At 64.6% G+C, this 23,263-nt stretch carries 23 protein-coding genes; 9 read left to right on the forward strand and 14 right to left on the reverse strand.

Going from position 1 to position 23,263, the window contains the following annotated elements; all coding sequences use genetic code 11:
* The first annotated feature begins 11 nt into the window (after positions 1–11).
* Positions 12–530 (forward strand): fimbrial protein, encoded by a 519-nt coding sequence (locus K675_RS0101090; protein ID WP_017901660.1) that lies wholly within the window; start codon positions 12–14, stop codon positions 528–530.
* Here the strand turns inward: K675_RS0101090 and K675_RS0101095 are convergent.
* The 6 genes from K675_RS0101095 to dadA all read right to left on the reverse strand — a co-directional run bounded on the left by K675_RS0101095 (position 521) and on the right by dadA (position 6,650).
* Positions 521–2,446 (reverse strand): acetyl-CoA hydrolase/transferase C-terminal domain-containing protein, encoded by a 1,926-nt coding sequence (locus tag K675_RS0101095; RefSeq protein WP_017901661.1) that lies wholly within the window; start codon positions 2,444–2,446, stop codon positions 521–523. The two genes, K675_RS0101090 and K675_RS0101095, sit on opposite strands and share 10 nt — an antisense overlap.
* A gap of 137 nt (positions 2,447–2,583) precedes the next feature.
* Entirely contained in the window at positions 2,584–2,997 is a 414-nt protein-coding gene (locus K675_RS0101100; RefSeq protein WP_080635290.1) for a c-type cytochrome, read from the reverse strand.
* 186 nt (positions 2,998–3,183) lie between these two features.
* On the reverse strand, positions 3,184–3,732 hold the full coding sequence (locus K675_RS0101105; RefSeq protein WP_017901663.1) for a cupin domain-containing protein: 549 nt from the start codon (positions 3,730–3,732) through the stop codon (positions 3,184–3,186).
* 129 nt (positions 3,733–3,861) lie between these two features.
* Positions 3,862–4,935 carry an alanine racemase gene (alr, locus tag K675_RS0101110; RefSeq protein ID WP_017901664.1) on the reverse strand — a complete coding sequence of 358 codons (1,074 nt, stop codon included), beginning with the start codon at positions 4,933–4,935 and terminating at the stop codon, positions 3,862–3,864.
* Between the two features lie 88 nt (positions 4,936–5,023).
* Positions 5,024–5,377 carry a RidA family protein gene (locus K675_RS0101115; RefSeq protein ID WP_017901665.1) on the reverse strand — a complete coding sequence of 118 codons (354 nt, stop codon included), beginning with the start codon at positions 5,375–5,377 and terminating at the stop codon, positions 5,024–5,026.
* On the reverse strand, positions 5,349–6,650 hold the full coding sequence (dadA, locus tag K675_RS0101120; RefSeq protein WP_017901666.1) for a D-amino acid dehydrogenase: 1,302 nt from the start codon (positions 6,648–6,650) through the stop codon (positions 5,349–5,351). The genes K675_RS0101115 and dadA overlap by 29 nt, the downstream gene beginning before the upstream one ends.
* A gap of 157 nt (positions 6,651–6,807) precedes the next feature.
* On the opposite strand from dadA, the gene K675_RS0101125 reads away from it, so the two are divergent.
* A complete protein-coding gene (locus K675_RS0101125; protein ID WP_017901667.1) occupies positions 6,808–7,296 on the forward strand; it encodes an Lrp/AsnC ligand binding domain-containing protein in 489 nt (162 codons plus the stop codon).
* Positions 7,297–7,516: 220 nt separating this feature from the next.
* Here the strand turns inward: K675_RS0101125 and K675_RS0101130 are convergent, their stop codons facing one another.
* The gene (locus K675_RS0101130) at positions 7,517–7,870 is read right to left on the reverse strand and encodes a YkgJ family cysteine cluster protein (protein WP_017901668.1); all 354 of its coding nucleotides are present in this window, start codon (positions 7,868–7,870) and stop codon (positions 7,517–7,519) included.
* Between the two features lie 160 nt (positions 7,871–8,030).
* On the opposite strand from K675_RS0101130, the gene K675_RS0101135 reads away from it, so the two are divergent.
* Positions 8,031–9,323, forward strand: a complete 1,293-nt coding sequence (locus K675_RS0101135) for an NAD(P)/FAD-dependent oxidoreductase (protein WP_017901669.1) — start codon at positions 8,031–8,033, stop codon at positions 9,321–9,323.
* On the opposite strand, the gene K675_RS0101140 is transcribed toward K675_RS0101135, so the two are convergent.
* Positions 9,320–9,553, reverse strand: coding sequence for a DUF1127 domain-containing protein (locus K675_RS0101140; RefSeq protein ID WP_017901670.1), 234 nt, complete (start codon positions 9,551–9,553; stop codon positions 9,320–9,322). The genes K675_RS0101135 and K675_RS0101140 overlap by 4 nt on opposite strands.
* A 180-nt stretch (positions 9,554–9,733) precedes the next feature.
* Here K675_RS0101140 and K675_RS0101145 point away from each other — a divergent pair, with 180 nt between their 5' ends.
* Both K675_RS0101145 and K675_RS0101150 read left to right on the forward strand, forming a co-directional pair.
* Positions 9,734–11,167: a PLP-dependent aminotransferase family protein gene (locus K675_RS0101145; protein ID WP_026144810.1), complete on the forward strand. Its 1,434-nt coding sequence runs from the start codon at positions 9,734–9,736 to the stop codon at positions 11,165–11,167.
* Positions 11,168–11,229: 62 nt separating this feature from the next.
* Positions 11,230–12,783 carry a phospholipase D family protein gene (locus tag K675_RS0101150; RefSeq protein WP_198291598.1) on the forward strand — a complete coding sequence of 518 codons (1,554 nt, stop codon included), beginning with the start codon at positions 11,230–11,232 and terminating at the stop codon, positions 12,781–12,783.
* Here the strand turns inward: K675_RS0101150 and K675_RS0101155 are convergent.
* Complete coding sequence (locus K675_RS0101155; protein ID WP_017901673.1) at positions 12,780–13,928, reverse strand: MFS transporter; 1,149 nt, start codon at positions 13,926–13,928, stop codon at positions 12,780–12,782. The genes K675_RS0101150 and K675_RS0101155 overlap by 4 nt on opposite strands.
* A gap of 256 nt (positions 13,929–14,184) precedes the next feature.
* Entirely contained in the window at positions 14,185–15,678 is a 1,494-nt protein-coding gene (locus tag K675_RS0101160) for an aldehyde dehydrogenase (protein ID WP_017901674.1), read from the reverse strand.
* A gap of 238 nt (positions 15,679–15,916) precedes the next feature.
* Here K675_RS0101160 and K675_RS0101165 point away from each other — a divergent pair, with 238 nt between their 5' ends.
* Entirely contained in the window at positions 15,917–16,279 is a 363-nt protein-coding gene (locus K675_RS0101165; protein WP_017901675.1) for a cupin domain-containing protein, read from the forward strand.
* On the opposite strand, the gene K675_RS0101170 is transcribed toward K675_RS0101165, so the two are convergent.
* From K675_RS0101170 to rpmB, 3 genes are all read right to left on the reverse strand, one after another.
* Positions 16,280–17,674: a hypothetical protein gene (locus K675_RS0101170; protein ID WP_026144811.1), complete on the reverse strand. Its 1,395-nt coding sequence runs from the start codon at positions 17,672–17,674 to the stop codon at positions 16,280–16,282.
* 160 nt (positions 17,675–17,834) lie between these two features.
* Positions 17,835–17,990 carry a 50S ribosomal protein L33 gene (gene rpmG, locus K675_RS0101175; RefSeq protein WP_003177274.1) on the reverse strand — a complete coding sequence of 52 codons (156 nt, stop codon included), beginning with the start codon at positions 17,988–17,990 and terminating at the stop codon, positions 17,835–17,837.
* An 11-nt stretch (positions 17,991–18,001) separates the two neighbouring features.
* Positions 18,002–18,235 carry a 50S ribosomal protein L28 gene (gene rpmB / locus K675_RS0101180; protein WP_026144812.1) on the reverse strand — a complete coding sequence of 78 codons (234 nt, stop codon included), beginning with the start codon at positions 18,233–18,235 and terminating at the stop codon, positions 18,002–18,004.
* A gap of 452 nt (positions 18,236–18,687) precedes the next feature.
* Between rpmB and K675_RS0101185 the strand changes: the two genes are divergently transcribed.
* Complete coding sequence (locus tag K675_RS0101185; RefSeq protein WP_017901678.1) at positions 18,688–20,277, forward strand: ABC transporter substrate-binding protein; 1,590 nt, start codon at positions 18,688–18,690, stop codon at positions 20,275–20,277.
* Positions 20,278–20,310: 33 nt separating this feature from the next.
* Here K675_RS0101185 and radC read toward each other — a convergent pair whose 3' ends face one another.
* Positions 20,311–20,985, reverse strand: coding sequence for a RadC family protein (gene radC / locus K675_RS0101190; protein ID WP_017901679.1), 675 nt, complete (start codon positions 20,983–20,985; stop codon positions 20,311–20,313).
* Between the two features lie 136 nt (positions 20,986–21,121).
* Here radC and coaBC point away from each other — a divergent pair, with 136 nt between their 5' ends.
* Both coaBC and dut read left to right on the forward strand, forming a co-directional pair.
* Positions 21,122–22,330, forward strand: a complete 1,209-nt coding sequence (gene coaBC, locus K675_RS0101195) for a bifunctional phosphopantothenoylcysteine decarboxylase/phosphopantothenate--cysteine ligase CoaBC (protein ID WP_017901680.1) — start codon at positions 21,122–21,124, stop codon at positions 22,328–22,330.
* 5 nt (positions 22,331–22,335) lie between these two features.
* Positions 22,336–22,791 carry a dUTP diphosphatase gene (gene dut, locus K675_RS0101200; RefSeq protein WP_017901681.1) on the forward strand — a complete coding sequence of 152 codons (456 nt, stop codon included), beginning with the start codon at positions 22,336–22,338 and terminating at the stop codon, positions 22,789–22,791.
* Positions 22,792–23,263: the final 472 nt, after the last annotated feature.

Raw genomic sequence — 23,263 nt, forward strand, 5'->3', positions numbered from 1 at the left:
GAAAACACCTCATGAAAACCTACCTGCTACCCCTGGTGCTGATGGTCGCCGCCAGCGTCGAGAATTCATCGGCACAATCCCTGAATCCGGGCAACCTGCAGGTCGAGGGCCTGGTCGAAGGCGGCACCTGCGACCTGGTTCCCGGAGAATACGATCGGCCGGTGGTCCTGCCGCCAGCCAGGGTCAGCGACTTCGCCGGCAGCGAATCGACGGGCCACCGCAGTTTCGAGATCAGCGCCCATTGCGACTCGGACATCACCAGTGTGACCTTCACGTTCTCCGGCACCCAGGCGGACGACGGCGCCCGCTTCGCCAACACCGGCGATGCCCAGGGCATCGGGCTGTGGCTGTACTCACGGCTGGGCGGCGTCCAACGGACCATCCGCGCCGACGGCAGCGACAGCACCCGCACGCTGTCGCCCAGCGGCGGCCAGGCGGTCCTGCCGCTGGGGGCGGCGTACTGGAAGACCGGCAACGTGCGCGAAGGCACGCTGGTCAGCCAGGCCACCGTGGAAATCACCTACAACTGAAGAGGCCGGGCCGTCGCCTGCAATCCTGCCAACAGCAACCGCTGATACAGCTCTTCGCGCAGCCCCTGGGGCTCGGCCAGCCCCATGCGTTGCAGGTGCGCGGGAAATGCCAACGGCTCGGGAGCCTCCAGGGCCGCCTTGCCCAACTCGAGTATTTCGCTGAGCTTGAAGTGGCGCTTGAGCCAGTTCAGCGCCCGCAACAGGTCGCGCTCCTCGGCGGTGAAATCGCTGCCCAGCGGGTACTCCACGAACAGCTGCGAATGGCGGTCCCGGAGGGCCTCCAGGCGCTGTGGCGTGTTATCGGCAAAGCGCCGATCGAGGCGGAAATCCCGCGGCAGCTTGCCGGCCTTCTGCGCCTGCTCGATCAGCCCGGCCTGAAACCGCGAATCACTGATGTTGAGCAGCGCCTCGATCACCGCCGCGTCGCACTTGCCACGCAGGTCGGCGATGCCGTACTCGGTCACCACGATGTCGCGCAGGTGCCGGGGAATGGTGCAGTGGCCGTATTCCCAGACGATGTTGGAACTGACCTCGCCGCCGGACTCGCGCCAACTGCGCAGGATCAGCACCGAACGTGCGCCCTCCAGCGCGTGGCCCTGGGCGACGAAGTTGTACTGCCCACCCACCCCGCTGAGCACCCGGCCATCTTCGAGCTGGTCGGCCACCCCGGCGCCGAGCAGGGTCATGGTGAAGGCACTGTTGATGAACCGTGCATCCCGGCGCTGCAGGCGCTTGAGTTCCTCGTTGCCGTACAGCTCGTTGATGTAGCTGATGGCGGTCATGTTGAACTCGGCCAGCCGCTCCCGGGGCAGTTCCCGCAACCGCTGATAGAAACTGCGCGGCCCGAGGAAGAAGCCACCATGCACCACCTGGCCGCCCGCCTCGTCGAGCGACCCGGCAGCGGACCGGCGCTGCACCGAGATATCGGCATGCACCTTGCGCCGCACGATCCCCGCATCGGCCAGCACCAGCAGGCCGTTGACGAACATCTCGCTGCAACCGTAGAGGCCGCTGGCAAAGGGTTCGACCCCTCCTTCACGCTCGATCAGCGCCTGCCACGGCTCGATGTCGATATCGGCCAGCAGGGCGCGGTAGCCCTCGTTGTCGGCGTGGCGCGACAACAACGCGGCGGTCAGCGCATCGCCCATCGAACCGATGCCGATCTGCAGGGTGCCGCCATCGCGCACCAGCGTGCTGGCATGCAGGCCGATGAAGTGATCCTGGCAGCCGACCGGCATGTTCGGCGTGGAAAACAGCGTGCCGCGCTCAGGCTCGTCGATCAGCAGATCGAAGGCCTCGCGGTCGATTTCCGCATCACCCGGCATATACGGCAACTCGTCATGCACCTGGCCCAGCAGCAGGATGGTCTCGCCGGCAGCCCGGCGACGCTCGATCAGCGGCAACAGGTCGAGGGTGATGTCCGGGTTGCAACTGAGGCTCAGCCGCCCCGGCTGCTGCTCGTCGCCGGCGACCAACTGGGCCACCAGGTTCAGGCCGGCGGCGTTGATATCGCGGGCGGCATGGCTGTAGTTGCTGCTGACGTAGTCCTGCTGGGCCGCCGCGCTGTGCAGGAGGCTGCCGGGTTGCAGGAAGAACTGCTCGATGCGGATGTTGGCCGGCAGGTTGTCGCGGCGCAGAGCGTCGAGGAAATCCAGCTCCGGGTAGTCGCCGAACACCCGCTCGACGAAGGGTTCGAGAAAGCGCCGCTGCAGACCGTCACCGAGGGGCGGCCGGCCCAGGCTCAGCGCCGTGTAGATCGTCAGTCGTCGCTGCGGCAAGCGGGCAACCCGCCGGTACAGCGCATTGACGAAACGATTGGGCTTGCCCAGCCCCAACGGCAGGCCCATGTGGATATGCGCCGGCAACCGCGCCAACACTTCATCGACCGACTGCTCGATGGAACACATCAGTGTCATCCAACTGTCCTCGCCTGTACCTGAATGGAGGTTGGACCGAGCTCGCTGGGGCTTTACTGCACATGCCAATCGAAAAATCTGAAAAACAGGTACGAAAAAGCCGCTCGAAAGCGGCTTTTTGCAGAAGACCGGCGGGCTTACAAGCCGGACATCTTCTTGATCGCACCCTTGAGCTCGTCGTTCGAGCAATCGGCACAGGTGCCTTTGGGCGGCATCGCGTTGATACCGGTGATGGCCTTGGCGAGGATGCCATCGAGACCGCCCTGGTGATCGGCACGTTCCTTCCAGGCCGCGGTGTCACCGATTTTCGGCGCGCCCAGCAGGCCGGAGCCGTGGCAAGCGTTGCAATGCTTGGCGATCACTTCGTCCGGCGTCTTGGCGCCACCGCCACCGCCCGCCGAGGCCGCGACCTCCATCCCCTTGCATTCCTGACCTTGAACACAGACCTGGCCGACGGGCTCCAGGCGCTTGGCGATATCGTCGTTCGTCGTAGCTTGAGCGCTGACAGCCCATAGGGCCAATACGGTTGCTGGTGCAGCCAGCATTTTCATAATTAGGTTCACGCGTTCACCCTCAATGGTGGCTAATCACGCCGCGACCACGGTTTCGCGGGCGGGCGTGAGTATAGCGGTAAGACCGCTACTGCGAAACAACCCCTGGAGTTGCAAGGGTATTGCCCGCAACGCGGGTCCGTACTGCCGGGCGCCCTGAAATCCCTGAGCTAGCGCCCCTGGCCATCAGAAGTTGGCCGGTGTCGCTGCGCTGATTAGTCGCGCCGGGGTGTCGAACGGATTACGGAAGCGATGCGGCTTGGTACTTTCGAAATAGTAGCTGTCCCCCGCTTCGAGGACGAATGTTTCCAGGCCGACCACCAGTTCCAGCCGGCCTTCGAGCAGGATGCCGGTCTCTTCGCCTTCGTGGGTCAGCATTTCCTCGCCGGTGTCGGCGCCAGGCGGGTAGATTTCGTTGAGAAAGGCGATGGCGCGGCTCGGATGGGCGCGGCCGACCAGTTTCATGGTCACGGCGCCATCGGAGATATCGATCAGCTCATGGGCCTTGTAGACGATCTGCGTCGGCGTTTCCTGGAGGATCTCTTCGGAAAAGAACTCGACCATCGACATGGGAATGCCGCCAAGCACCTTGCGCAACGAACTGATCGAAGGGCTGACGCTGTTCTTCTCGATCATCGAAATGGTGCTATTGGTGACGCCCGCACGCTTGGCGAGTTCACGCTGAGACAGACCTTTCATTTTGCGGATGGATTGCAGTCGTTCACCGACGTCCAATGCGGCAGCCCCCCTGGGATTCAGGCGATGTTGTAATTGAGCGATATCATGGCATAGCGTTCAGTATTTACAACACTTGGCCCCGAATCCGCCTGGGCAAACGCCCCAACGGTCGTGCGTGCAATCCCGCTATTGCCCGGTGTAGAGCCTCGGGACCCGACGCAGGTTGCAGAAGATCTGATACGGAATGGTCTCGGCCCTGGCCGCAACCTCGCTGGCTGGCACGTTTGTGCCCCACAGCTCGACCGGCGCACCCAATCCGGCCTGGGGGATATCCGTGAGGTCGACGCAGAGCATGTCCATCGACACCCGCCCCAGCAACTGGCTGCGCTGGCCGGCCACCAGCACCGGCGTGCCGGTCGGCGCATGGCGTGGGTAGCCGTCGGCATAACCCATGGCGACCACGCCGACACGCATCGGCCGGGGCGTGACGAATCTGCCGCCATAGCCCACCGGCTCGCCGGCCGGCAGTTCGCGCACACTGATGATTTTCGATTCGAGGGTCATCACCGGCCGCATGCGCGACGCCACCGGGTGCTCGGCGTCGAACGGGGTGGCGCCATACAGCAGGATCCCCGGGCGCACCCAATCGCTGGGAATGCCTGGCCAGCCCAGCACCGCCGGCGAATTGCGCAGGCTGACTTCGGCCGCCAGGCCCTGACGGGCCGCCTCGAACACCGCGACCTGTTCCTCGCTGCGTTGGCAGCCCAGCTCGTCGGCACGGGCGAAGTGGCTCATCAGCACGATCTTGGCCACCTTGCCGGTCGCCAGCAGGCGCCGGTAGGCCGCCTGATACTCGTCCGGGTGCAGGCCGACCCGGTGCATCCCGGTGTCGAGCTTCAGCCAGACGGTGATCGGCGCGCCGATTGTCGCCTGTTCGATCGCTTCCAACTGCCAAAGCGAGTGCACCACGCACCACAGGTCGTGCTCGACGATCAGCGCCAACTCCTCAGCTTCGAAAAAGCCTTCGAGCAGCAGGATCGGCCCGCGAATGCCAGCGGCGCGCAGCTCCAGCGCTTCCTCGATGCAGGCCACGGCGAAGCCGTCGGCCTCGGCCTCCAACGCCTGGGCGCAACGCACCGCGCCATGACCATAGGCGTCGGCCTTGATCACGGCGAGGGCACGGGCCCCCGCTACTTCGCGGGCCAGCCGATAGTTGTGGCGCAGGGCTTGGAGGTCGATCAGGGCACGGGCAGGACGCATGGCGGCAAACTTCTAGGCAGTCGGTGAATAATAAAAAACCGGCATGACAAATGGGTGGCCACGGGTCATGCCGGGAGAGGGATCTTGCTTAAGGCAGGGCAGCGACGACGGACAGTTCCACCAGGATTTCCGGTTCGCACAGCTTGGCTTCGACCGTGGCGCGGGCCGGGGCGACGCCCTTGGGCAGCCACGTGTCCCAGACCGCGTTCATGCCGGCGAAGTCGGCATCGATGTCCTTCAGGTAGATGGTCACCGACAGCAGGCGGGTCTTGTCGGTACCGGCCAGGTCCAGCAAACGCTCGATGTTGGCGAGGGTTTCGCGGGTCTGTTGGCCGATGTCGCCGCTCAGGTCGTCACCGACTTGCCCGGCCAGGTATACGGTACCGCCGTGAACGACGATCTGGCTCATGCGCTCATTGGTGAGCTGGCGCTGGATTGCCATGTCTTGCAGTCTCCTGGTGGTTGCCATAACGGGAAATATCGAGGCCTTCGGCACTGATCTGCGGTTTCTTCTTCGCCATCAGGTCGGCCAGCAGGCGCCCGGAACCACAGGCCATGGTCCAGCCGAGCGTACCGTGACCGGTGTTCAGGAACAGGTTGCGCAGCGGCGTGGCGCCCACGATCGGGGTGCCGTCGGGGGTGGTCGGCCGCAGGCCGGTCCAGAAGCTGGCCGACGGCAGGTCACCGCCCTGAGGATAAAGATCGTTGACGATCATCTCCAGTGTTTCACGCCGACGTGGGTTCAGCGACAGGTCAAAACCGGCGATTTCCGCCATGCCGCCGACACGGATGCGGTTGTCGAACCGGGTGATCGCGACCTTGTAGGTCTCGTCGAGAATGGTCGAGGTTGGCGCCATCGCCGGGTTGGTGATCGGCACGGTCAGCGAATACCCCTTGAGTGGGTAGACCGGCGCCCTGATCCCCAGCGGCTTGAGCAGTTGCGGCGAGTAGCTGCCCAGGGCCAGCACGTAGCGGTCGGCGGTTTCCAGCTTGCCGTCGATCCACACGCCGTTGACGCGATCGCCGGCGTGATCCAGGCGCTGGATGTCCTGGCCGAAGCGGAATTCCACCCCCAGCTTGATCGCCATTTCGGCCAGGCGGGTGGTGAACATCTGGCAGTCGCCGGTCTGGTCGTTCGGCAGGCGCAGGGCACCGGCGAGGATGTCGGTGACGTTGGCCAGGGCCGGTTCCACCCGGGCAATCCCGGCGCGATCGAGCAGTTCGAACGGCACCCCGGACTCCTTGAGCACGGCGATATCCTTGGCCGCACCGTCGAGTTGCGCCTGGGTGCGGAACAACTGGGTGGTACCCAGGCTGCGCCCCTCGTAGGCGATGCCGGTTTCGGCGCGCAGTTCATCCAGGCAGTCGCGGCTGTACTCGGACAGGCGGACCATGCGCTCCTTGTTCACCGCGTAGCGGCTGGCGGTGCAGTTGCGCAGCATCTGCGCCATCCACAGGTACTGATCGATATCGGCAGTGGCCTTGATCGCCAGCGGCGCATGACGCTGCAGCAGCCACTTGATGGCCTTGAGCGGCACGCCCGGGGCGGCCCACGGCGAGGCATAACCCGGCGAGACCTGGCCGGCGTTGGCGAAGCTGGTTTCCATGGCGACGGCCGGCTGACGGTCGACCACCACCACTTCGAAACCGGCCCGGGCCAGATAATAAGCGCTGGCGGTTCCGATGACGCCACTACCCAAGACCAGAACTCGCATGTTGATGCCCCTCAATGGCGGCCAGCCGCCGACGTTTATTGTTCAAAGCGAAGATGCGCGCAGTGTAAAAAACAATAGCCAGTGCTTTTCACTATATAAGTGCCTATATTTGGCGAGAATTCTCGGCAATATGGCTTTTTACGGAGGCGCATCCCCTATGCGGACCAACCACCAGAGCAAACGCGAACTGGACAAGATCGATCGCAACATCCTGCGGATCCTTCAGGCAGACGCACGCATTTCCTTCACCGAACTGGGCGAGAAAGTCGGCCTGTCGACCACGCCCTGCACGGAGCGGGTGCGCCGGCTGGAGCGCGAAGGGATCATCATGAGCTACAACGCCCGGCTCAATCCGCAGCATCTGAAGGGCAGCCTGCTGGTGTTCGTCGAGATCAGCCTCGACTACAAGTCCGGCGACACCTTCGAGGAGTTCCGCCGCGCGGTGCTCAAGCTGCCCCACGTGCTGGAGTGCCACTTGGTGTCGGGCGACTTCGACTACCTGGTCAAGGCGCGGATTTCCGAGATGGCGTCCTACCGCAAGCTTTTGGGCGACATCCTGCTCAAGCTGCCCCACGTGCGCGAGTCGAAGAGCTATATCGTGATGGAGGAAGTGAAGGAGAGCCTGAACCTGCCGGTTCCCGACTGATCGTACATCCCATGGTTCTGCGCAAGACTTGAAGGCCTATTCGCTGGCAAGCCAGGCTCCTGCAGATTTGGGACGAACTCTGGTTTTGCGTTCGACGCGTTCATCGTAGGAGCCGGCTTGCTGGCGATTGCGCTTGGGCAGTCGACATCCTTGTTGAATGACACACCGCTATCGCCAGCAAGCCGGCTCCCGCAAGAGCGGGGCGTGCGCTCGGGAAGGACTAGACCAGCACCTGGCGGGTGCTGGCGATGTAGTCGTGAACCTGCTGCTCGATCCGCGGATGAATCATCTCCACCGGCCGCCGGCCATTCGGGCATGGCAGGCTCGGCGTGGTGCCGAACAGCCGGCAGATCAGCGGCCGCTCGTCATACACCGTGCAGCCATTCGGCCCCAGGTGCACGCAATTGAGTTCGTTCAGCGCCGCTTCCTGCTCGGCGGCGGTCTTGCGTGGCAGGCGGGCCATTTCTTCCGATGAGGTGGTCACCGGCCCGCAACAGTCGTGACAGCCCGGCACGCATTCGAAGGACGGGATCCGCTGCCGGAGAAAGCGGATTTTCTGGCTGTTGCAGCTCATCGAGGCGTCCCCCCATACCGGGAAAAGCCTGGATTCTGCCTGAAAAGCCCACGGCCAGTCAGCACCGCCCTTAGCCATCCAGGCCATCAAGTTGCCCGTGCGGGGGGCCGCGGCTTATCCTCCGTCAAATTTTCCAAACACGACCCTCAGGACCACGCCCATGAACGCCCCTGCCCGGCATACCGCTTCCTACTACGCCGCCAGCAGCCACCCGCAACCGGAATATCCACCGTTGCAGGGCGAGGTGCAGGCCGACGTCTGTGTGGTGGGCGGCGGTTTCTCCGGGCTCAATACCGCCATCGAACTGGCCGAACGCGGCCTCGCCGTGGTCCTGCTGGAAGCCCGCAAGATCGGCTGGGGCGCCAGCGGGCGCAACGGAGGGCAACTGATCCGCGGCGTCGGCCATGGCCTGGAGCAGTTCACCGACATCATCGGCCAGGACGGTGTGCACCGCCTGAAACTGCTGGGACTGGAAGCGGTGGAAATCGTCCGCCAGCGCATCGAGCGGTTCCAGATCGACTGCGACCTGACCTGGGGCTACTGCGACCTGGCGAACAAACCCCGCGAGCTGGAAGGCTTCGCCGAGGATGCCGAGGAACTCCGGCAACTGGGCTATCGTCACGAGACCCGCCTGCTGCAGGCCCACGAGATGCACAGCGTGGTCGGTTCCGACCGCTATGTCGGCGGCCTGATCGACATGGGCTCGGGACACCTGCACCCGCTGAACCTGGCCCTCGGCGAAGCGGCCGCGGCCGAGCGACTGGGCGTGCAGTTGTTCGAGCAGTCTGCCGTCACCCGCATCGACTACGGCCCGCGGGTGCGGATCCATACGGCCCGGGGCACGGTCAGTGCCAAGACCCTGGTGCTGGCCTGCAACGCCTACATCAACGGGCTCAACGACGAGCTGAGCGGCAAGGTGCTGCCGGCCGGCAGCTACATCATCGCCACCGAGCCGCTGAGCGAGGAGCAGGCCCGCTCGGTGCTGCCGCAAAACATGGCGGTCTGCGACCAGCGGGTGGCGCTGGACTACTACCGGCTATCGGCCGACCGGCGTCTGCTGTTCGGCGGTGCCTGCCACTATTCCGGCCGCGACCCACAGGATATCGCCGCCTACATGCGGCCCAAGATGCTCAAGGTGTTCCCGCAACTGGCCGGGGTGAAGATCGACTACCAATGGGGCGGAATGATCGGCATCGGCGCCAACCGCCTGCCGCAGATCGGCCGCCTGCAAGGGCAGCCCAATGTCTACTACGCCCAGGCTTATGCCGGCCATGGCCTCAACGCCACCCACCTGGCCGGCCGCCTGCTGGCCGAGGCCATCAGCGGCCAGCACGGCGGCGATTTCGACCTGTTCGCCCGGGTGCCGCACATCACCTTCCCGGGCGGCAAATACCTGCGCTCGCCGCTGCTGGCGCTGGGCATGCTCTGGCATCGTCTCAAGGAACTGGGTTAACCCCGCCAGAAGGGCTTGAGGCCCTCGGCCAGCGCCTCGGCACGGGTCAGGCCAATATCGCGCAGCTCGTCAGGCGTGAGTTCAAGCAATGCCCGACGGGTACGCAGACGATGCCAGAACAGTCTCATCCGGCCCCCAACGGGGGCCGATGACACCCTGCCGGCCCGCTCCTGCCCGACCAACAGTTCCTGACTGCGCAAAGTCAGACGCACATCGCTCAAGCCGTTCATTGCCATTGCTCCTTCGGTACTCGGTTGCCATGAGCCACAAGAATGGCCTTTCGCGCAAAACCATTACAGATTCAAACAACCTGTATTATTTCCATACAGATTTACTGAAATCGTCACTGAATCCTGTATTTTCTGGCAATCTGTACTGATACCCGTTCGTTTCCTCGTCGAGCAGCCCACATGAGCCTCTACGTAAATCTTGCTGAACTGTTGGGAACCCGTATAGAACAAGGCTTCTATCGCCCAGGCGACCGCCTGCCTTCTGTACGGGCGTTGAGCGTGGAACATGGCGTCAGCCTGAGCACGGTGCAGCAGGCTTATCGGCTGCTGGAGGACAACGGGCTGGCCCTGCCCAAGCCCAAGTCCGGCTATTTCGTGCCGACCAGCCGGGAATTGCCGGCACTGCCGGTAGCCGGCCGCCCGGCCCAGCGACCGGTGGAAATATCCCAATGGGACCAGGTGCTGGATCTGATCCGCACGGTGCCACGCAAGGACACCGTACAGTTGGGTCGCGGCATCCCCGACATCGGCAGCCCGACCATGAAGCCGCTGTTGCGCAGCCTGGCGCAGATCAGCCGCCGCCAGGACCTGCCCGGCCTGGCCTACGACAATATCTACGGCAACCTCGGCCTGCGCGAGCAGATCGCCCGGCTGCTGCTCGACTCCGGCTGCCACCTCGGGGCCCAGGACCTGGTGGTCACCACCGGCTGCCACGAGGCGCTGTCGGCCAGTATCCGCGCCACCTGCGACCATGGCGACATCGTCGCGGTGGACTCGCCCAGCTTTCATGGCGCCATGCAGACCCTCAAGGGCCTGGGCATGAAGGCCCTGGAAATCCCCACCGACCCGCTCACCGGCATCAGCCTCGATGCCCTCGAACTGGCGCTGGAACAGTGGCCGATCAAGGCCATACAGTTGACCCCCAACTGCAACAACCCGCTGGGCTACATCATGCCGGAGTCGCGCAAGCGCGCCTTGTTGCAACTGGCGCAGCGCTTCGACGTGGCGATCATCGAGGACGATGTGTATGGCGAACTGTCCTACACCTACCCGCGGCCACGGACCATCAAGTCGTTCGACGACGATGGCCGGGTGCTGCTCTGCAGTTCGTTCTCCAAGACCCTGGCCCCGGGCCTGCGGGTCGGCTGGGTCGCCCCCGGACGCTACCTGGAGCGCGTGCTGCACATGAAGTACATCAGCACCGGCGCCAGCGCCCCACAGCCGCAACTGGCGGTCGCCGACTTCCTGCGCAACGGCCATTTCGAACCGCACCTGCGGCGGATGCGTACGCAATATCAGCGCAACCGCGACCTGATGCTCGACTGGGTCAGCCGCTATTTCCCGGCCGGCACCCGCGCCAGCCGGCCCCAGGGCAGCTTCATGCTGTGGGTCGAGCTGCCGGAGGGCTTCGACACCCTGCGGCTCAATCGCGCCCTGGTCGACCAGGGTGTCCAGGTCGCGGTGGGCAGCATCTTCTCGGCCTCGGGCAAGTACCGCAATTGCCTGCGGATGAACTACTCTGCCAAGCCAACGGCGCAGATCGAGGAAGCGGTGCGCAAGGTCGGGGCCACAGCAACCCGCCTGCTCGAAGAAGATTCGTGCAGCAACGATTGACCTTTATCCGCCGGACAGCGTCCATATCCCGACACTGACCAGACTCGACTTGGGGCGACCGCTTGAAATCCTGCTTCCTGTTGCTCGCCCTGCTATTGGGCGGATGCGCCTCGATCGACGCGCCCCGAGTCCCCAGCCAGGCCCTGCCGGCCGTCGACTCGGCCTTCGGTCGCGACCTCCAGGCCCAGGCCGCGGCCTACCAGGGACGCTCGGGATTTCGCCTGCTGCCCAACGGCGGCGAGGCCTTCAGGGCCCGTGCCGAACTGATCCGCAACGCCCAGAGCAGCCTCGACCTGCAGTACTACATCGTCCATGACGGCCTGAGCACCCGCCTGCTGGTGGATGAACTGCTCAAGGCCGCCGACCGCGGCGTACGGGTGCGTATCCTGCTGGACGACACCACCAGCGACGGCCTCGACGACCTCATCGCCACCCTGGCCGCCCATCCGCATATCCAGATCCGCCTGTTCAACCCGCTGGACCTGGGCCGCAGCACCCTGGCCACACGCACCCTCGGCCGGCTGTTCAACCTCAACCTGCAGCACCGACGCATGCACAACAAGCTGTGGCTGGCCGACAACAGCGCGGCCATCGTCGGCGGGCGCAACCTGGGCGACGAGTACTTCGGCGCGCAGCAGGACCTGAACTTCACCGACATCGACATGCTCAGCGTCGGGCCGGTCGCCGAACAGCTCGGCCACAGCTTCGATCAGTACTGGAACAGCGCCCTGAGCAAGCCCATCGGCGAGTTCCTCTCGCGCCAACCCACCGCCAGCGACCTGGCCGAAACCCGCGAACGCCTGGAGCGCTCCCTGGCCGACTGGCGCCAGCGCAATGCCACGCTGTACCAGCGCCTGGCCGACTACCAGTACCATCCCAAAATGGACACCTGGCGCCGCGAACTGATCTGGGCCTGGAACCAGGCACTGTGGGACGCGCCCAGCAAGGTGCTGGCCCGCGGCGAGCCCGACCCGCGCCTGCTGCTGACTACCCAGCTGTCGCCGGTGCTGACCAGCGTGCACAGCGAACTGATGATGATTTCCGCATACTTCGTCCCCGGCCAGCCAGGGCTGGTATACCTGACGGGACGGGCCGACGCCGGGGTTTCGGTAAGCCTGCTGACCAACTCCCTGGAGGCCACCGACGTGCCGGCGGTGCACGGCGGCTACGCCCCCTATCGCAAGGCGTTGCTGGAGCACGGGGTGAAACTCTTCGAACTGCGCCGTCAGCCCGGCGCCCCGGGCGGCAGCGGCCCGCGCCTGTTCCACGGCGGCTCGTCCAAGGGCTCGGACTCCAGCCTGCACAGCAAGGCGATGATCTTCGACCGGCAGAAGGCCTTTATCGGCTCGTTCAATTTCGACCCGCGCTCGGTGCTGTGGAACACCGAGGTCGGGGTATTGGTGGACAGCCCGGAACTGGCCGAACACGTGCGCGCCCTGGCACTGCAGGGCATGGCCCCGGCGCTGAGCTACGAGCCGCGCCTGGAGGCCGGGGAACTGGTGTGGGTCACCGAAGACAACGGCCAGGTCCATGCCCTGCATCGCGAACCCGGTAGCTGGTGGCGCCGGATCAATGCCTGGCTGACCAACCGCGTCGGGCTGGAACGGATGCTCTAGGCGGACACCGGCTCAACCCGACCGAATGCCCCCTGGCGCGATACCAGGATCACCAGGCCAAACGCCCCGACCGCCATGAACAGCGGCAAGGCATGCCCGCTGATCCATTGGCTGCCCGCCCCGGCCGCCAGCGGTCCGACCAGGCAGCCGATACCCCATAGCTGGGCCACGTGGGCATTGGCGCGGACCAGGGCGTCATCGCGATAACGCTCGCCGATGAGAATCAGCGACAGCGTGAACAAGCCGCCCGCACTCGCGCCGAACAGCACCCACAGCGGCCAGATCAGCAGGGTGTCGATCAACAGCGGCACCGCCAGGCTCGACAGCATCAGCGCCACCGCACAGCCGATGAACATCGCCCGCCGGGACAGGCGGTCGGCCAACGCACCGATGGGCAATTGCAGCACAGCATCGCCAACCACCACGGTACTGACCATCGCCAGGGCGATATCCGCCGTAAAGCCCTGGCGCAGGCAGTACACCGGCAGCAGGGTCAGGATCATCGCCTCGAAGGCGGCGAACAGCGAGATGGCCCAGGCGATCGCCGGCAGGTTGCGACAGAAGCCCAGCAGGTCCGTCAGGGTCACCCGCCCGGACTCCGCGCTCGGTGCCCCGCTACGTCCCAGCAGCAGGAACGGCGAGGTCACCAGCAACGCCACGCCGACCCAGAAGCCATAGTCATGCTCGGTCCCCACCGCCGCCAACAGCAGCGGCCCGGCCAGTTGGCTCAACGCGTAGCTGCTGCCGTAGAGCGCCACCAGGCGACCACGCCATTGCTCGACCACCAGTTGGTTGATCCAACTTTCACCGAGGATGAACACGATGGTCAGGATCACCCCGATCATCAGGCGCAGTACCAGCCATACCGGATAGCTCGGCAACAGCGCCAGCAGCCCGATGGAAAACGCCCCACCCCACAAGCACGCCGCCATCAGCCGGGCCGTACCCAGACGCGCCGCCAGCCGGCTGGACAGGCTGGCGCCCACCAGCACACCGATGGCCGGCATCGCCGCCATGACACCGATGGCGAACGAGCCATAACCCCAGCTTTCCAGGCGCAGCGATACCAGCGGCATGCTCACCCCCAGTGCCAGGCCGACACTGAGGACCGAAGCCAGGACGGCGAAATAGGTCGCCCAACGCATTTCCACGCTCCTGTGGATAATTCTGCTAGAGACAACACAACCGGACCTTCTTGCGAAGAGTCCGGCTGTGTCTTCTGATAGACCGATGCCCAGTGTGGCAACGGCTTGTGGTGGCGAGCGGGCTTGCCCGCGCTCGACTGCGAAGCAGTCGCACAACAGGTCAGCACGATCTGCCTCGCACACCGTCAACACTCGTTTCAGGGCCGCTATGCGGCCCGGCGCGGGCAAGCCCGCTCGCCACAGGGCCGTTTGCGACTTACAGCTTGATCCAGGTCGCCTTCAGCTCGGTGTACTTGTCGAATGCATGCAGCGACTTGTCGCGGCCGTTACCCGACTGCTTGAAGCCACCGAACGGCGCGGTCATGTCGCCGCCATCGTACTGGTTGACCCACACGCTGCCGGCCCGCAGGGCCTTGGCGGTCAGGTGCGCCTTGGAGATATTCGAGGTCCAGAGCGCGGCGGCCAGGCCGTATGGCGTGTCGTTGGCAATCTGGATGGCCTGCTCGACGGTGTCGAAGGTCAGCACCGACAGCACCGGGCCGAAGATCTCTTCCTGGGCGATCTTCATCGCGTTGGTCACACCGTCGAAAATCGTCGGCTCGACGTAGGTCCCGCCGGTTTCCTGCAGGGTCCGCTTGCCGCCGACCACCAGCTTGGCGCCATCGGCATGCCCGGCGTCGATGTAGGACAGCACGGTATTCATCTGCTGGGTGTCCACCAGCGCGCCGACATTGGTCTGCGGGTCCAGCGGGTTGCCCGGTTTCCAGGCCTTGAGAGCCTCGACCACCAGCGGCAGGAAGGTATCCTTGATCGAACGCTCGACCAGCAGGCGCGAACCGGCGGTGCACACCTCGCCCTGATTGAAGGCGATCGCGCTGGCCGCGGCCTCGGCGGCGGCCTGCAGGTCCGGAGCATCGGCAAAAACGATGTTCGGGCTCTTGCCGCCAGCCTCGAGCCAGACACGTTTCATGTTCGACTCACCGGAATAGACCAACAGTTGCTTGGCGATCCTGGTCGAACCGGTGAACACCAGGGTGTCGACATCCATGTGCAGGGCCAGGGCCTTGCCGACGGTGTGGCCATAACCTGGCAGCACGTTCAGCACGCCAGCCGGGATACCGGCCTCGACGGCCAGGGCGGCAATGCGGATGGCGGTCAGCGGGGATTTTTCCGAAGGCTTGAGGATCACCGAGTTACCGGTGGCCAGGGCCGGGCCGAGTTTCCAGCAGGCCATCAGCAGCGGGAAGTTCCACGGCACGATGGCACCGACCACACCCACCGGCTCACGGGTCACCAGGCCCAGTTGGTCATGGGGCGTCGCGGCGACTTCATCGTAGAGCTTGTCGATGGCTTCGCCACTCCAGCTCAGCGCCTGGGCCGCGCCCGGCACGTCGATGAACAGCGAGTCGGTGATCGGCTTGCCCATGTCGAGGGTTTCGAGCAGGGCCAGTTCTTCGGCATTGGTTTTCAGCAGCGCGGCGAAACGGATCATGGTCGCCTTGCGTTTGGCCGGGGCCAGACGCGACCAGATCCCGGAATCGAAAGTGGCACGGGCATTTTCCACCGCACGCTGGGCGTCGGCGCTGTCGCAACTGGCAACCTGGGCCAGCAGCCGGCCATCGACCGGGCTGATGCATTCGAAAGTCTGGTTCGAAACGGCGGCGGTGTATTCGCCGTTGATATAGGCGCGGCCTTCAATCTTCAGCTCACGGGCGCGTTGTTCCCAGTCGGCACGAGTCAGGGTGGTCATGCGAGTGTCCTCCTCTTATTGAAATAGAAGCGCCACGCGCTCTCGCGCCAGCACCGTCGAGAATCCTGTTCGATAGCCCGTTTTTCGGGCCCACGACACCCATCACCCTAAACCAGCGGCCCCTGAACTTTCAATATATTTGACAGCAGCTGGCCAAACGCCGTTGCCATGTTCATTTTAATAAACATAGACTCGGAGCTTTCGAGCATCCGACCTGCCACTGCCGAGGAACAGCAGCATGAACATCCAGAACATCGTCGACTTCAGTGAAGCCAACACCGCGCCCGAGCGCTTCCGCCCGGCACAGGAGAAGATCCTCAAGGGCGATCCGGAGCAGACGGTCTTCAACCACTACGACAGCCCCTGCGGGCAGATGAATGCCGGCGTCTGGGAAGGCGCGGTCGGCCAATGGACCGTGAACTACACCGAGCATGAATACTGCGAGATCGTCCAGGGTGTCTCGGTATTGCGCGACAACGACGGCAATGCCAAGACCTTGCGCGCCGGCGACCGCTTCGTGATCCCGGCCGGTTTCAAGGGCACCTGGGAAGTGCTGGAGCACTGCCGCAAGATCTACGTGGTGTTCGAACAGAAGGCCTGATCAGGCCCCCGCGCACCAGCTGCGCGGCTCGTCGACAGCGCGCCGCGGGTAGGCGATGTCGAGCTTGAGGTCGGCGCGCTCGATGCGTAGCCGACCCTCCGTGGTTTTCTGCAACTCGCCCGGCGCCAGTGGCAGGATCCAATAGAGGTCCTCACCGCCGCAGATCGATTTCAGCTGAGTGGCGACCGTGGCCGCCTGGAGATCGATACGTCCGTCGGCCAGGACGAACCCGGCATGCACGTCGACCTCGATGGTTTCCGGTTGCGCGGCCAGGCGGTAGGAGTTGCCAGCCTCGAAGCTGCCCGGCAAGGCCCGGCTCGGCACCAGCAGGCGCCCACTCTCCGGGTCGTTGAAACGTTGCAGGAAAGACTCCAGGACCGGCGCCACCTTGCGATTGGCAACGGCGACCGCCCTGCGGATTCGTCGCTCCAAAGCCCTGTCGACCGGCGCGGCAACTGGCGCCACCGAATCCAGCAGGATTGCCAGCGGCGTTTCGCCCAGAGCCACGCGTGGCAACCAGTCCGTCCCCTGGCGCTCGAGCAGATAACCGGCAAGGTCACCCAGCACATAACTCTCCACATCTGCGGCCAGGTCGGCGACAAGGTCGTGCTCCTGCCCCTGGCGGATCAGCGCCTCGAACCTCAGTCTCGACCATTCGCCCGAACCCGGACGCACTCCTTGCCCCAGCAGGCCGGCAACCGACTCCACATACCGTGCCGTGCCCTCGGAGCGGTCGACCTGGCGAAGACGCCCCACCTCGTCGGCATGCTCGTCCTTCCAGCGGCGATACCAATGGCTGGCCCGCGCCAGTGCCTCGGGCTGCCCCCGGGCCGCCGCCAGCAACTGGCGAATGAGCTGGTTGCGATACACCCTCGGCTCGGCCCTGGCGGGATAGACGATACTGCGCTCCGCACCCGGCAGGCGCGGCCACTCGGCTTCGACATGAAAATGAAAGGCTTCGTGGGTCGCCAGGCCGAACAGTTCAGGCAACGCCCATGGGTCCTGCAACCGCTGCCGCTCCCGCGCCGGCAGTGACACCCCCAGGCCGATGAAGATCGCCGGCAGCCCCTGCCAGACGATTCGGCGATAGCGCTGGTATTCGTAGCTGACGCCCAACTCATGGACTTTCGCCATCGCCACTTCGTCACCGCCCCGTGAACCCATCGCCCAGGCCCGTCGCCCATCGCTGACCACCAGTTGGACATCGGCAAACACCCGGGTGACAGGACTGAGCCCGGCCAGCACCGGCCAGGCTGCGCGGGTTGCCTGGGCCAGCCGCTGCGCATAGACCTCGGTGGACATCTCGACGGCGGCCAGGGGGGCCGCCGAGACCGCGACACTGGCTGCCGCCAGGAACACCAGCAGCAACAATAAAAACATCCTTGCGATAACCATGAACGTCCTCCCTGACTGCGTTTTCTGGCTGCCCAGGCAGTCTAGGAAAGGCAAAACGGAAAAAACGCAGGAAATGGCGGCACGTTACGCAGGAAAACGCCGGAAAAAGGCGAAAAAAAACCCCGAACCAGTCGGGGCTTTTTTCGAAAAACAAAATCAATTACTTGATTTTGCCTTCCTTGTAGATCACGTGCTTGCGAACAACCGGATCATATTTCTTGATCTCGATCTTGTCCGGAGTGGTGCGCTTGTTCTTGTCAGTCGTGTAGAAATGACCAGTACCGGCGCTCGAGATCAGACGAATCAATTCACGCATGATTTAGCTCCTTATACCTTGCCATCACGGCGCAGTTCGGCCAGCACGGCATCGATGCCGCGCTTGTCGATGATACGCATGCCCTTGGCGGAAACGCGCAGGCGCACGAAACGCTTCTCCGACTCGACCCAGAAGCGGTGATGCTGCAGGTTCGGCAGGAAACGACGACGGGTTTTGTTGTTTGCGTGGGAAATGTTATTCCCAGTCACCGGACCCTTACCGGTAACTTGACAGACTCTAGACATGCCTCAGCCCTCTAAAACCACATGCCCAACCCGGCATGGGTTGGCCGCTTAATCTCTCAGTCATTTGGCGCCAGGCGCCGCGTTTCTTTAAGGGTCTTACCGGCTACACCTACAAGCGAAGGAACCGGGCCCCTAGAAAAGAGCGCTGCTTTATACCAGAAAGACTACGGTGCAACAACATCAAGTGCGATTAAAACCGTGTCGAGTGCCCGAAAACCTGGGTACGAGACCCCAATGCCGGGGCCCGGGACGAAAAATGCCGCTCGTCGCACAGAATTCGTGGCGCACGGTAAAAGTCCGGAAATATCGTACGAGCAAGAGCCGCGGATTCTACAACAACCCCGGCCCATCGAGTAAAAATGGGATAGTCAATTGCCGCCCGGGGCACTAGGGTAGAGGTTTTTCCAGACTGCACTCGCAGATGGGACAACGACCTGCAAAGGAAACTGAACATGCGCTTCGCTGCCCTGCCGCTATTGCTCGTCCCGTTTTTCGGCTCGCCGGCCCAGGCCGCGACCTCGTTGAGCGTCTGCACCGAGGCCAGCCCCGAAGGCTTCGACGTGGTGCAGTACAACTCGCTGACCACCACCAATGCCTCGGCGGACGTCCTGATGAACCGCCTGGTGGACTTCGATGCCGCCAGCGGCAAGCTGGTACCGAGCCTGGCCGACAGCTGGACCGTCTCCGATGACGGCCTGACCTACGATTTCAAGTTGCATCCAGGTGTGAAATTCCACCGCACGGACTACTTCAAGCCGACCCGCGACCTGAGCGCGGCCGACGTGCGCTTCACTTTCGAGCGCATGCTCGACCCGGCCAACCCCTGGCACAAGATTGCCCAGAGCGGTTTCCCCCACGCCCAGTCGTTGCAACTGCCGGCACTGATCAAACGCGTCGAGGCCACCGACCCGCTGACCGTGCGCTTTACCCTGGATCATCCGGATTCGACCTTCCTCGCGGCCCTGAGCATGGGCTTCGCCTCCATCTACTCGGCGGAATACGCCGACAAGCTGATGGCCGCCCACACCCCGGAGAAGCTCAACAGCCAGCCGATCGGCACCGGTCCGTTCGTGTTCGGCCGCTTCCAGAAGGACGCCGCGATCCGCTACAGCGCCAACCCGGACTACTTCGCCGGCAAGCCGGCGATCGACAGCCTGGTGTTCGCGATCACCCCGGACGCCAACGTGCGCCTGCAGAAACTCAAGCGCAACGAGTGCCAGATCGCCCTCTCGCCCAAGCCCCTGGACATCGGCTCGGCGAGCAAGGATCCGGCGCTCAAGGTGGAAAGGACCGCGGCCTTCATGACCGCGTTCCTCGCCATCAACAGCCAGCATCCGCCACTGGACAAGCCTGAAGTGCGCCAGGCGATCAACCTGGCCTTCGACAAGACCAGCTACCTCAAGGCCGTCTTCGAGGACACCGCCGAAGCCGCCAACGGCCCGTACCCGCCCAACACCTGGAGCTACGCCAGGGATCTGCCCGGCTATGCCCACGACCCGGAGAAAGCCAAGGCGCTGCTGGCCAAGGCCGGACTGAAGAACGGCTTCCAGACCACCCTCTGGACCCGTCCATCCGGCAGCCTGCTCAACCCGAACCCGAGCCTCGGCGCGCAGTTGCTGCAGGCCGACCTCGCCGAGGTGGGCATCCAGGCGGAAATCCGCGTGATCGAATGGGGCGAACTGATCCGCCGCGCCAAGGCCGGCGAGCACGACCTGCTGTTCATGGGCTGGGCCGGTGACAACGGCGACCCGGACAATTTCCTGACCCCGCAATTCTCCTGCGCCGCGGTGAAGTCCGGGACCAACTTCGCCCGCTACTGCGACGCCAACCTGGACAAGCTGATCAGCGCCGGCAAGACCACCAGCGAGCAGGGCGTGCGCAGCAAGCTCTACCAGCAGGCCCAGGCGCAGATCCAGCAGCAGGCACTCTGGCTGCCGCTGGCCCATCCGACCGCCTTCGCCCTGGTGCGCAAGGACGTCCAGGGTTATCAGGTGAGCCCGTTCGGCCGCCAGGACTTCGCCAAGGTCAGCGTCAAGCCCTGACCTGCCGCGCGGCCCCGGAAACGGGGCTGCGCGCTACATCATCCCATGCTCCATCATCGAGAACGGCTCGCCATCGCCGATGATGAAGTGATCGAGCACCCGCACATCCACCAGTTCCAGCGAATCGCGCAGGCGGCCGGTCAGCAGCCGGTCGGAGTGACTGGGCTCGGCCACCCCCGACGGGTGGTTGTGACACAGGATCAAGGCGGCCGCATTGTGCGCCAGCGCCCGCTTGACCACCTGCCGCGGATACACGCTGGCATTGTCGATGGTGCCGCGGAACAGCGCCTCGAAGGCCAGCACCCGGTGCTTGGCATCCAGGAACAGGCAGCCGAACACCTCGTGGGCCTCATGGCGCAGCATCGCCTTCAGGTAGTCGCGAACCGCCCGTGGGCTCTCCAGTACCGACTCGCGCCGCAGGCGCTCGGCCAGATGTCGGCGGGCCATCTCCAGCACCGCCTGCAGCTGGGCGAACTTCGCCGGCCCCAGGCCCAACTCCCGACTGAATTCCCGCTGCCCGGCCTCCAGAAGACTACGCAAACTACCGAATTGCCCTAATAGATGCCGCGCCAGATCCACCGCACTCTTGCCGCACACACCGGTACGCAGGAAGATCGCCAGCAACTCGGCATCGGACAGACTGGCCGCCCCCAACTCCAGCAACTTCTCCCGCGGCCGTTCCGCCGTCGGCCAATCACGAATACTCATCACACCTCCCTGTCCCCTGGAGGCCCGCTGTTCCATGGCGGGCGCTGTGTTATCGTAGTCCATCTTTTTTACCCCCGAATCGGCCTGGGGAGGCGTCCTCGGGGGTGGTAATCACTGGACATTAAAAGGCAGGCCTATGCAGCGGCTGTATCGGAAACGCATCGTTCTCGGCGTCGGCGGCGGCATCGCCGCCTACAAAAGCGCCGAGCTGGTTCGCCGACTTCTCGACCAGGGTGCCGAGGTCCGCGTGGTCATGACCCGTGGCGGCAGCGAATTCATCACCCCGCTGACCCTGCAGGCGTTGTCCGGACACCCGGTGCACCTGGACCTGCTCGATCCGGCGGCCGAAGCCGCCATGGGCCACATCGAACTGGCGAAATGGGCCGACCTGGTGCTGATCGCACCGGCGACCGCCGACCTGATCGCCCGCCTGGCCCAAGGCATCGCCGATGACCTGCTGACCACGCTGGTACTCGCCACCGACGCCACCGTCGCCATCGCCCCGGCCATGAACCAGGCCATGTGGCGCGACCCGGCGACCCAGGCCAATACCCAACTGCTGCAAAGCCGCGGCTTCAAGGTCTTCGGCCCGGCGGCCGGCAGCCAGGCCTGTGGCGACGTCGGCCTGGGCCGCATGCTCGAAGCCACCGAGCTGGCCCAGCACGCCGCCGACTGTTTCCAGCACCTGGCCCTGACCGGCCGGCACGTGCTGATCACCGCCGGCCCGACCCAGGAAAACATCGACCCGGTGCGCTACATCACCAACCACAGCTCCGGCAAGATGGGTTTCGCCCTGGCCGAAGCCGCCGTCGAAGCCGGCGCCCGGGTCACGCTGATCACCGGCCCGGTGCACCTGCCGACGCCGGACCGGGTCACCCGTATCGACGTCGTCAGTGCCCGTGACATGCTCGCCGCTTGCGAGGCCGCGATCCCCTGCGACCTGTTCATCGCCTCCGCTGCGGTAGCGGACTACCGCCCGGAAGTCGTTGCCCCGCAAAAACTCAAGAAAGACCCTACAACCGGCGATGGCCTGCTGCTGCAGATGGTGCGCAACCCGGACATCCTGGCAACCATCGCCGGCCGCCCCGACCGCCCCTTCAGCGTCGGCTTCGCCGCCGAGACCGAACACCTGCTCGACTACGCCGCGCGCAAGCTCAAGGACAAGAACCTCGATCTGATCGTCGCCAATGACGTGGCCAACCCCAGCATCGGCTTCAACAGCGAAGAGAACGCCTGCAGCGTGATCGACCGCAACCTGCAGGCCACCGTTTTCACCCAGACCAGCAAGGGCAAGATTGCCCGCCAGCTGATCTCTTTCATCGCTTCACGACTGAACCAGGTTTAATCCCCATGCACGCTTTGCAAGCCAAGATCCTCGACCCGCGCATCGGCAGCGAATTCCCCCTGCCGCAGTACGCCACGCCCGGCTCCGCCGGCCTCGACCTGCGCGCCATGCTGCGGCAGGACACCGTACTGGAACCGGGCCAGACCTTGCTGATCCCCACCGGCCTGTCGGTCTACATCGGCGATCCGGGCCTGGCCGCACTGATCCTGCCGCGCTCGGGCCTGGGCCACAAACACGGTATCGTCCTCGGCAACCTGGTGGGCCTGATCGACTCGGACTACCAGGGCGAACTGATGGTCTCCTGCTGGAACCGCGGCCAGAGCGCCTTCACCATCGCCGTCGGCGAGCGCATCGCCCAACTGGTACTGGTACCGGTGGTCCAGGCGCACTTCGAACTGGTCCAGGACTTCGACGAAACCCAACGCGGTGCGGGCGGCTTCGGGCATTCGGGCAGCCATTGACCTACGCTGATCCTGGCCGGTGCCGAGAAACCGGCCAGGACGATTCGCGCGGCAGTTCAGGATGAGTTTCGCGGAGGCGGTATTTGAGAGGCATCAAGCGCAGTGCAAAGACCGGCAACGGACCCGGACACCATGACCAGCCGTCTTCGAACGAGGCCGCCAATCCACTGCTGCCAGGCCTGAAAATCGCCCTCGGCGGTGTGCTTCTGGCGATGGCGCTGCTCTGGTTTGGCGTGCTGGCGCCCTGGAACGACACCTTTCGCTCGCAGTTGGCGCAAGCAGCCGGCGCCACCGCTGCCTCGGGGCTGAGCCAGGCCACGACCGACCTGATCGCCCAGACCGCGGCCGCTGCGCTCGATCCAGCCCTGCTCAAGGTCCTGCAAAGCACGGACGGCAATGCCGTAAAGGCGGCGGAAAACAACCTGCGCCATCTGCCCGGCCTGGTGGATGCGCAACTGAACCTGCGCGACGC

The organism is Pseudomonas fuscovaginae SE-1 (genome assembly GCF_000364705.1).
Taxonomy (GTDB): domain Bacteria; phylum Pseudomonadota; class Gammaproteobacteria; order Pseudomonadales; family Pseudomonadaceae; genus Aquipseudomonas; species Aquipseudomonas fuscovaginae_A.